General features: G+C 49.5%; 10 protein-coding genes. All 10 read right to left on the bottom strand.

Features of this window, described 5'->3' with window-relative positions; translation table 11 throughout:
* Nucleotides 1-17: 17 nt before the first annotated feature.
* A complete protein-coding gene (locus F0155_RS22755) occupies nt 18-335 on the bottom strand; it encodes a DUF1190 domain-containing protein (RefSeq protein ID WP_161599885.1) in 318 nt (105 codons plus the stop codon).
* A gap of 170 nt (nt 336-505) precedes the next feature.
* Nucleotides 506-1,555, bottom strand: a complete 1,050-nt coding sequence (locus F0155_RS22750; RefSeq protein ID WP_150526868.1) for a hypothetical protein — start codon at nt 1,553-1,555, stop codon at nt 506-508.
* Nucleotides 1,552-2,580 carry a DUF2169 family type VI secretion system accessory protein gene (locus tag F0155_RS22745; RefSeq protein WP_150526867.1) on the bottom strand — a complete coding sequence of 343 codons (1,029 nt, stop codon included), beginning with the start codon at nt 2,578-2,580 and terminating at the stop codon, nt 1,552-1,554. The genes F0155_RS22750 and F0155_RS22745 overlap by 4 nt, the downstream gene beginning before the upstream one ends.
* Before the next feature lie 8 nt (nt 2,581-2,588).
* Complete coding sequence (locus F0155_RS22740) at nt 2,589-3,173, bottom strand: hypothetical protein (RefSeq protein ID WP_150526866.1); 585 nt, start codon at nt 3,171-3,173, stop codon at nt 2,589-2,591.
* Complete coding sequence (locus F0155_RS22735; protein WP_150526865.1) at nt 3,173-4,159, bottom strand: type VI immunity family protein; 987 nt, start codon at nt 4,157-4,159, stop codon at nt 3,173-3,175. The genes F0155_RS22740 and F0155_RS22735 overlap by 1 nt, the downstream gene beginning before the upstream one ends.
* Before the next feature lie 8 nt (nt 4,160-4,167).
* On the bottom strand, nt 4,168-5,199 hold the full coding sequence (locus F0155_RS22730; RefSeq protein ID WP_150526864.1) for a DUF4150 domain-containing protein: 1,032 nt from the start codon (nt 5,197-5,199) through the stop codon (nt 4,168-4,170).
* Nucleotides 5,199-5,468, bottom strand: coding sequence for a hypothetical protein (locus tag F0155_RS22725; RefSeq protein WP_150526863.1), 270 nt, complete (start codon nt 5,466-5,468; stop codon nt 5,199-5,201). The genes F0155_RS22730 and F0155_RS22725 overlap by 1 nt, the downstream gene beginning before the upstream one ends.
* Before the next feature lie 137 nt (nt 5,469-5,605).
* Nucleotides 5,606-6,730, bottom strand: coding sequence for a hypothetical protein (locus F0155_RS22720; protein ID WP_150526862.1), 1,125 nt, complete (start codon nt 6,728-6,730; stop codon nt 5,606-5,608).
* Nucleotides 6,731-6,813: 83 nt separating this feature from the next.
* Entirely contained in the window at nt 6,814-7,965 is a 1,152-nt protein-coding gene (locus F0155_RS22715; RefSeq protein WP_150526861.1) for a hypothetical protein, read from the bottom strand.
* Between the two features lie 7 nt (nt 7,966-7,972).
* The coding region (locus tag F0155_RS24080; RefSeq protein ID WP_150526860.1) for a type VI secretion system tip protein TssI/VgrG at nt 7,973-8,904 on the bottom strand (932 nt) is incomplete at its 5' end.

The raw sequence follows: 8,904 nt of genomic DNA, 5'->3' as shown, positions 1-8,904 counted from the left end.
AGCCAGTGAATCAGAAATCATCCAACAGCGCGAGGTTTTTGCGGGTGTCCAGCTAATGGCGTGAAATAGGAATATCCTGGTGCAGGTGTTTCCGTGCACTGGTTGCCATGTTGGTCAAGGCATAGGGACATCGATTCATAACGCGGCCCGGACTCCTGATGGACCTTCTGGCCAATCTCGAACACGTCGGAACAGCTGCCGTCTTCAAGATAGGTATCGGAGACGCATTCGGCCTCGCTCTTGTAAACGCGGCCTTCCACGTTCGGCTCTTGCGAGCAACCCGCGAGAGGATCGGACCGACTGCCGCACTGGCGCTGAATATCCGGGCCAGACATTTGAAAGTCTGCGTTTGGAATACAGCTGATCGCCAATACAGCCAAGCGCTTCAGGTGTTCAAAGGTGTTTCCACAAAATCGGCCCATAGAGGGTATAAAAATTCATCATAACGACATAAGTATTTCATTTTATTCATTTGAGTAAAATCTCAAGCTACTCCAACCTCATATCACAACGTATTATTTTTCTCCTGAGTCACCTCAAGGCTGGCCGCATAACGCATACCACTGGGACAGCTTCCCCATAATATACTAACTGGGTATTCTTGATATTCGTAGTACAGCCCTACAATAATCATTAATAGACCGCATGCCACACCAACATCGCCAATGCTCACGGGCAGAATAACCGGGTCCAAGAACGCTTCCCCAGCGTCTTTCAAACTGGAAAGGGCGTAGCCGTATTCCTCAGCACGATGCCGCTGGCCATTCAGGTCGCCGAGAACCAATTCTGGGTGAACACCTTCTGGCAGACGCTCTATAACGCCACGAAAACAGCTGGAAAGTGCAGCGCCCATGATCGAACCGTTTACGTCCATGGGTTGCTGCTTTTCTTCCAGTGTAGCAAGTGTGCGGATCGTACCGAGACTTTTCGCGGCTCCCATGTGTGACTTTGAGGATAAAAACACCATAGCAGCAGCCTCACCCGGCACGGTTCCATAAGGGTTTCCCTTACCAATCACACCTGTTGTGAACTGCATGGCATCGATCAGCCATGGTGCAATGTGGCTATCAAGCCCGCATACAAGGGCGGCGGACTTCTTTCCTTCGCGGATTTCCTTGCACGCCTCGATAAACGCCGTCAGCCCTCCAGTGGGACCCTCAAAATAACAGATTACATTTAAGACAAGCTCCGGCGTATCTTGATTGAATCTATCCTGAAACGCCTGTTTGAGGTCGGTTGACTGGTTCATCCAAACCGGCAAAGCAAGATGGAGTGTAACCTTCTGGCTTGTCGCCATTTTTCCATCAAGGGACTGCAGGCACTCCTGATATGCCTCGTCAAACAAACGGCGTAAACGCGTGATGATATCCCGCTCTTCAAAGTACGGTATCTTGGCGGCCATTATCTGGTCTTGGCCATCTGCCCCAACGCATTCCCGAACGCGATGAAAAAAGGGCTGCCCTTTCAGGATAGCCTTGGCCGCCTCGGGTGTCGTGGCCCCAGCAACACTCGCAAGCCCACAGCCGTAAATCTGCGGGTGTGTATCGCCGCTCACCGTACTCCTGCCATTTGCTTGACCCTGACAAGGGACGACGAGATAAGGTGGTCTTGCCCATTGCATGGAACATGTGTGTTCCATACCATTTCGAAGTCTTTTCTATCGGGGTAGAATTCAACACTAACACAGTTGAATCGCGTCGTATAAGCTCTGCCGCCTAATCGGGTTTTAGCTTCCAGAATGATTTGGGGAAGCCTAAATTCATAGGCACCTTCCTTGTTAAACCCCTCAAACGCAACGGTTTCACCACCCCGGATAAACCCGTCCCAGATCTGATCCATAGGGGCCGTCTGATAAAATCGCTCATCAAAATCTTCAGGCAAAACCGGGGCGCGCGAACGCTCCCACGTCTCATCGAATGTGCCTGCATGTTCCTTTCGCGGTTTCCAGAAACGCTGCACGGCGCCAAATCCGGTTGGCCTGACAGGTCCGCTCTCTCCGGTAATCGGTTCATCTGGATTTTCAAAGAGAGGCAGGGCGACCCGAGAACCGTCTGGAAGCGCCTTCAGTGGACTGGAGCAATACCCTGTTCCGACTGGATTAGATTCACATACCTCGGCTTCATCGTCGGAACAGAAATCACGTCCTCCATAAGCACCTGACCATGATAAAGGCGTTTCTTTGGCAAGTTCGAATTGTGAGACAAGCTTTGGCTTACCTCCATTCACTTCTAGAATACGCGCGCCTAACACCAAGGCTCTTTTTTCAAGATGACCTACCCGCATTCGAACTGGTTGGGAGCCGATGCCCGACTTTACCGATTGCACAGTGCCTTTCAGCAGAATATCCGTAGAGGGCTTGAAAGGAGCAATGTCAGTGTCACTTGCCAGTTCTTGTGCCTCTTCGTCCGCATATTCCGGTCCAAGCCGAATCCAAGGGCTATCATCTGAGATACGACAAAGACCGTCCGCCTCCACATTGAAACGCGCTCGTATTGCGACACACCAAAACTCGCGCCCATTTCTATCGCGCTCAAATGCCCCTCCAGCAACAAATGGCGTCTTGTTCTTAACCTCCCACATAGCAGTTTTCAGCCCGGCTTATACTGGTCAAATTCGTAGAATGCATCATAAGGCTCACCCAAATCATATTTCTTGTCAGACTGACTCACCATCTCTGAAAACACTGTGCTTGCATCCTTCACATAGCTGTCTATCTCGGGAGTGAAACTGTCTACATCCACAAGTGTGGAAGATTTTCCAGAGAAAGTAATGAGGGCTTGCGTCAGGGTTGGAGCGTAGATGTAGTTATGAATAATTGCATAGCCGCCATCTTGCGCGAGAAACGCTCCAATGCCGCGAATTACGTGGAGAAATGGCAGAAAAAAGCTCCAGCTCTCAGACAACAACATATTGCAATAAACGAGTGTATCGGTATTTTCATGGTGATGAAATCTATGGACAACTTCATCACCGAGGAATTGAGGGCGGAGCCAGTTCCATGTCTGCTTGCCTTCAAGGGATCGTACGAAACGAAGTTCTTCATCCAATATCTCAAAGCTTATCGTGTCCCAGTCGCTGTAAGTATCGAAAGGCATTATCGGGGAAGCCATGAACTGGTGTAATGCGCTCCGACTGATCTGGCACTTGAGTAGAAAGGAACTTGGCTCCGACATCACTCCGTCTCCACAATATCAAATCGGCGCAACCACTTGAGGCTTTCGTCATGGGCATCTAGTGCTGTCCCATGAGGAACTTTCAGATATGTCCGACTAGGCTTGAAAGCTTCAAATCGCAGGTGCTTTAGCGCTCTATTGACAGTGCGGTAATGCTCAGGCCAGATGTTCGCGTTGCGGTCTCCAAGAAATGGTTCTGGCCCGGCCTGAATGATTACTCCGCCGTCATAGACGTGCAGGTGAATGTCCTCGCCCAGATGCTCCGCAAGCGCCGCAGGACCGCCCAAATCGCGGCTATAGCCCTCGTCAAGAATGGTCAGCCAATTGACCCCACGTATCTTGCGTTCGGCACCAACAGCCAATCCCCAGGAACCGTTTGGCCAATCAAACCCTGGAAACCTTCTTAAATACGGGAAATAATACTTTGGGTCCTCGCGGCCAGGCTCAAAAACCGGTGAAAGTCCCGCAACACCGTTTGTGGGATTGAGCTTGCTACACATCTCCTGCAAGGCAAACGTAACCTGCGCAATATCTTGCTTCACCCACGCCAGCGGCGTTCTAAACTGAAGGTAAGAAAGAGGCCGCCTTTCTTTTCGGTTTTCGGCAACAGAAAGTGCTGCGAAGTCATAAAGCATGAGATCGGATTCTGAGCTCCGAAGATAAATATGAAAATACTCATCAGCATCCAATCTACTCGGCAACAATTCATAGTAGTTTGGGAATTTATCATCCCGCATTTTACTATATCTGGTTGCTCCGTCTTTTTGATAATGCGTAATTTTACCATGAAAAAGATTGAAATAGTACCGCGCCAAATCGACCAGTATTTGTCGTTTTTCTAGCGTCCATCCTTCCATAAACCAGAGTTCAACTGTAAAGGCAAACCTCATGTATGCCTTACCTGTCCGCTCATGGTTGATGATCAGGTTGTCCAGTTTTTCATATTCATTTTTGACCTGGTAGTAAGGTGGTAAAACTTGTGTCATTTTTTTCTCTACAAAGCTGCTGCCGCACCACCAAGCGCCGCGCCACCAACAAGAATAGCGCCACAGGGCTCAGCTATCAGGCATGCAATCACTCCAATCCCTGCAGCAATACCGGCTCCCAAGCCCACTTTCTGGGCAGTTGATAGTCCCTCATCTTCAGCGCCAGACGGACTAGGAACCATCACAGGTTCCGGGGCAGTTCCACCGCCATCACCACAATCACAGTCATCTTCAACTGTTAGATTGTCCCTTTCCACCCCTAAATCTTCAGCAGCCTCGTCATATGCACCACCAGCTCTTTGGTTCGCATTCGGCTTATCTCCCTCGAATTTCACCTCAATGATTTTCGATGGTTTGCCGCTATTGTTTACAACAACATCAGGTCTGATACCGCCTTTCGGCGTTATTGGATTACTTGTTGGTCCGGCTCCTGCCTTGTTCATTATAATTTGCCAAACACCGTCAACAAGCTTCATCGACACTTCTTGCCAAATTGGACTGTCAACTTTTGGGTACTTACCATCATAGAGTTCATCTTTGATTTTGTCGGCCATGCATTGTTGGCGAGCACTCACACTTCGACATTCACAGGCAAACTCACACAGCTTGTCCATGATGGGGTCATCACCACCTAACCACTTCTGCTGCTCCCCACCAACAGACACCGTGTTGCCCTTGTTCAGCAGCATCTTGTCCGTAAGACGGCAGACCGGCTTTCCCTCCATGAAGACGTTGGGCGACCATGAGAGCCATGTCGCCTTATGCAGATGAACGCCAGATTTGACACCTCCACCTGACCCCGGCTCATCCCCAATAGATTTAGAAAACTCAGACCCTTTAATGGCGCACATCGCGCCCTTGTCAGCCCGCACCGAAGTCGTCCCTTTCGCCAAGTCTTTTGAAAAGGCAATATTGGTGTACGGGATCGGCGCATTCTTAGCAGCAGGTGTAAGACATACATCAGGCAAGGTTGATCGCACAAAGCCATCAGAGTTCTTGTGGCAAAGACTCAACCCGTTGATATTGACCGTAACAGCCATCAGTTGATCTCGATAAGCGCGGCAGAAAGATGCAATGTGCCTTGGGAGGTGTGGGTGACCTTCTCCCCCTCAATACGCAAGGTTCCATCTTCACGCACAAGTATCCGCGACTTGCCATTCCTAATAACGAGAGCGTCCTGGTTTTCGTCAACGTCAATATATCGCAGAATATTTTTGAGTTTGGCGATTTCCTCCGCAGTGAATTCAACAGGATTAACTGACTCACCGATAGAGACGAAAGATAAGACGTTGTCGGCTTTGGTTTTCATACGTCACGCTCCTGTAATATTTGGGCCGCGCTACAATTCAGACCACAAACACATGAAATTTCGGGTTCAAAGGCCTCGGGGCTGAGGCAATTCCGTTTTCATCAGCGCCTCACGCTAAAATCGGAGAAATCGCTGAGTTAATTTTCGTGTTTGGATTTCCAATGCGCATACTGTGCGCTCAGAAGAAGCTCCTGAACGAAGCTGGTGTGGTTGCGAGTACCAAAAAGATATTGCCCGCCGCCTGCAGCAGAAAATGTTGATGTAATTATCGCGACGCCATCCCGACCGAAAGTCATCAAAATATTCGCGACAACAGGGATTTCATCCGACCCAACAATTACTTTGTAGGTATACATTTTGTTGAACGCAGAAACCTCAGCAAGGTTACCGAAACCGTTCATTTCTTTTGGTTCGAATTTGTAGGCTTGCCCGGGCAGCAAGTTATCGAGCATCACTCCAAGCACGACTGACGACAAGTTCGCCATCGCCTGCTCATCAAATTTGGGTTTCGCGCCCTGCTCTGCTGGTTCTCCTGCTTTGCTTACCAATACCAGAGCTCCCGAATTTCGGTTTGGGTCGTCAACATCAACCCAAGCGGCAGCTTGCCCATCAAGTGGATTGGATTGCGACAATCCCAAACTTTCCCAGTTTCCGGGCATCGAATAGTCAAAAGTTAATCCAATGTCGTTTGGATACAGACTTGTGGCTTTGAAGTTATCTTTGACAGGATCCTCGAAAGCGCTAACATTAAATTTTATACTGCCGACAAACGAAGCGATTTCGTTTGAATACTTATCGAAATACTTAGAATCAAATTTCGAGCGAACGATCAATACATTCTCACCTCGACGAATAACTGAGATGCGATTGACCATCATGACGCCACTCGAATTATCACCACCCAGTACTTCGCCAAATTCTGGTGAATGCACCTGAATGCCAAAATTCATTTTTCCCCATTGGCTCGCCAACAGACTTGCATACCCCGTTCCAAGAGCGACCCGGGCCGGGAAGATTTTTGCCGAATAGAGACGAATTTCAAATCGGTCTCGGTTAAGTGGATCATATCCGATATGCTCCTGAACAAGACTGGAAAACACCCCGGCATCCATAAACTCTGGTGGAACCGATTTGGCTTCGTTCCAGACAAAACCGGCTGGCGAGAGGCTGGAAAAACCTAGTTGTTCAGCTTCGAACTCAAATTCAACGTCTTTGGTTTCGGAACCAACTATGCCAAATTTCTGAATAGTAGCATCAGTCATTGAAATGCTCACCAAACTGAACATGCAGAAGAGAGGTAATATGAAAACTTTTTGCCAGTTGCATTGCATGCTTTCTCATCCATTTAATCGCCCCAAGCCCAATTCCAAGCCGACTTTATTCCATTCCAAATCTTGTCTGCTCCTTGAACTCCGCCTGAGACCTTAACACCAGCCCCCACACCGAGGCCAACTTTGGCTCCAGCCTCTGCCCTCAGCTTCCCTTTCTCATAACCCGCCCGCGCCTCAGCTCCAGCCTGTGCACCCACCTGACCTGAGACTTCTCCGCCAATAGAAATTCCAATGTCCCAATTTTCACTCAATGGTTCAACATCATCATCGACGGCCCAGTTCCAGAGGTGAATCATTGGGTCGGCGACCCGTTTTGGCGTGATTGTCAGATTTCCAGAAAACTTGCCTTCAATCAGATTTACTTCTGCCCCAAGTTTTCCGCCGAGCGTGGCTTGTTCTGGTGTAAGAACAACTTCCCCCTTGGCTTCTGCACTACCTGATACCGCGGAACCACTTGCTGCACCGGAAATGGCGTGGTCGTCTGTCGAAGCTACCGACCCTTGTGCCATGCTCCCTTGCGCCTTGGCACCGGCATGTGCCGAAACACCACCGCTATCGACCTTGAAACCGGCGCTTGCGCCAGCGTCCGCGCTAAGGACCTTTCCTTGACCAGTGAACGCATCATTTCCGTCTCCAAAACTACCTTCGGCTACAGAAACATCAAACAGATCTGTTTTTGCATCGCCTTGAATGATTGTGAAATCGTCTTTCCACTTCCCTCCAAAGTTCGTATCAACCTTGGTCGTGCCATATGGGTTTGTGCGGGTGTAACCTGACTGGATATACTCACGCACATCACGCCGCTCTTCTATCCCGATACCGCCATCTTTCGTACCAAGGCTCGGACCACTCAGAGAATACTTAGAATCGGATGATTTTTCTTCCGGCTGTGGATCAGGCGGAGGTGGCAGTAGCAAATTTGCAGGACTTTGTGCCCCAAAACTTGCCGTTTCAGAAACTTCAGTACCGGTTGGATCCTCCAACGCGCAAATCATTGGCGGGGTACATTTTGGTTGCCAACTTGCAGGTGTTCCAGGCAGCGCAGCAAATTTCTGCTGTAGGGCCAAGTCAGACGCAAGCATTCTCGTAGCTGGATCAACATCCTCCGCCTGATTTTCAGGTCGGAGAACAAAGGGTGGACCATTGAGAGTGCGAGGTTCTTTCATAACAACCTCAGTTCTGATCAATCGTATCGGCTTTAAATTTGATCCTTTTTCCCTGAATTAAGATGTCACCTTCCTTCGACATCGTCAGGACAGAGTTTTCACCAACCTTGATTGTAAACTGGTCTCCAACTCGAATGTTCATCACTTGCCCGACGTCTATGTCTTTGCGTCCCCGGACAATCGTGCTCATCGCCTTACCAACCGTTGTTTGAAATGATTGCCCAGCGACGACTGATTTAACGACCCCAACAATTTCAGAGGAAGCAACGTTTACGACCTCGGATTTGTTTTTTTCGATAAAGACTTGCATGTTCCCTTTCCCAAAGTTGAAAGGGTCCGGAATCTTCATTTTCTCCATGATTTCACCGGCCTTCGAGAAGGCGACCTTGGTCTTTTCCATCAAGGTGCTAGCAAGTGGGTTCTTCCCAACCGCTATCGAGACGTTTCCCGAGACGACCTCGTCGTGATCGCCCCCAACCTCAATTGACTTGTCATTTCCGACAACTTCAGACTGGTCTCTTTCAATGCGCTTCGAGCGATCATTTAGTACTTCGATGTTCATGTCTCTCTGCGCATGAACAAAAATTTCCTCACGACCTGACTCATCTTCAAAGCGCAACTCATTAAAGCCTTCCCCCTTATGACTTTCAGTCTTGATAGTCATTCGGGTCTTGTGATCCGGCAGTTTGTAGGGTGGCATGTTCTGGGCGTGGTAGGTGCGGCCCGTTATGATGGGCTGGTCAGGGTCACCTTCGAGAAAGTCGACGATCACTTCCTGCCCAATGCGCGGGATTGCGATGTGGCCCCATTTGGGGCCTGCCCAGTTTGAGGCAACGCGGATCCAGCAGGAGGACTTGTCATTCTTCTCCCCGTGCCGGTCCCAAGGGAACCAGACCTTCACCCGGGCAAACTCGTCGCAATAGATCTCCTCGCCTTCCG

This window comes from Roseibium sediminis (genome assembly GCF_008711325.1).
Lineage (GTDB): Bacteria > Pseudomonadota > Alphaproteobacteria > Rhizobiales > Stappiaceae > Roseibium > Roseibium sediminis.
This window is presented reverse-complemented; position numbering and strand designations above follow the sequence as displayed.

Bases quoted from the DNA above. Each gene is read 5' to 3' on its own strand.
- F0155_RS22740 (WP_150526866.1), bottom strand. From the start codon at position 3,173: ATGTCGGAGCCAAGTTCCTTTCTACTCAAGTGCCAGATCAGTCGGAGC.
- F0155_RS22735 (WP_150526865.1), bottom strand. From the start codon at position 4,159: ATGACACAAGTTTTACCACCTTACTACCAGGTCAAAAATGAATATGAA.
- F0155_RS22715 (WP_150526861.1), bottom strand. From the start codon at position 7,965: ATGAAAGAACCTCGCACTCTCAATGGTCCACCCTTTGTTCTCCGACCT.
- F0155_RS22720 (WP_150526862.1), bottom strand. From the start codon at position 6,730: ATGACTGATGCTACTATTCAGAAATTTGGCATAGTTGGTTCCGAAACC.
- F0155_RS22730 (WP_150526864.1), bottom strand. From the start codon at position 5,199: ATGGCTGTTACGGTCAATATCAACGGGTTGAGTCTTTGCCACAAGAAC.
- F0155_RS22745 (WP_150526867.1), bottom strand. From the start codon at position 2,580: ATGTGGGAGGTTAAGAACAAGACGCCATTTGTTGCTGGAGGGGCATTT.
- F0155_RS22755 (WP_161599885.1), bottom strand. From the start codon at position 335: ATGTCTGGCCCGGATATTCAGCGCCAGTGCGGCAGTCGGTCCGATCCT.
- F0155_RS22725 (WP_150526863.1), bottom strand. From the start codon at position 5,468: ATGAAAACCAAAGCCGACAACGTCTTATCTTTCGTCTCTATCGGTGAG.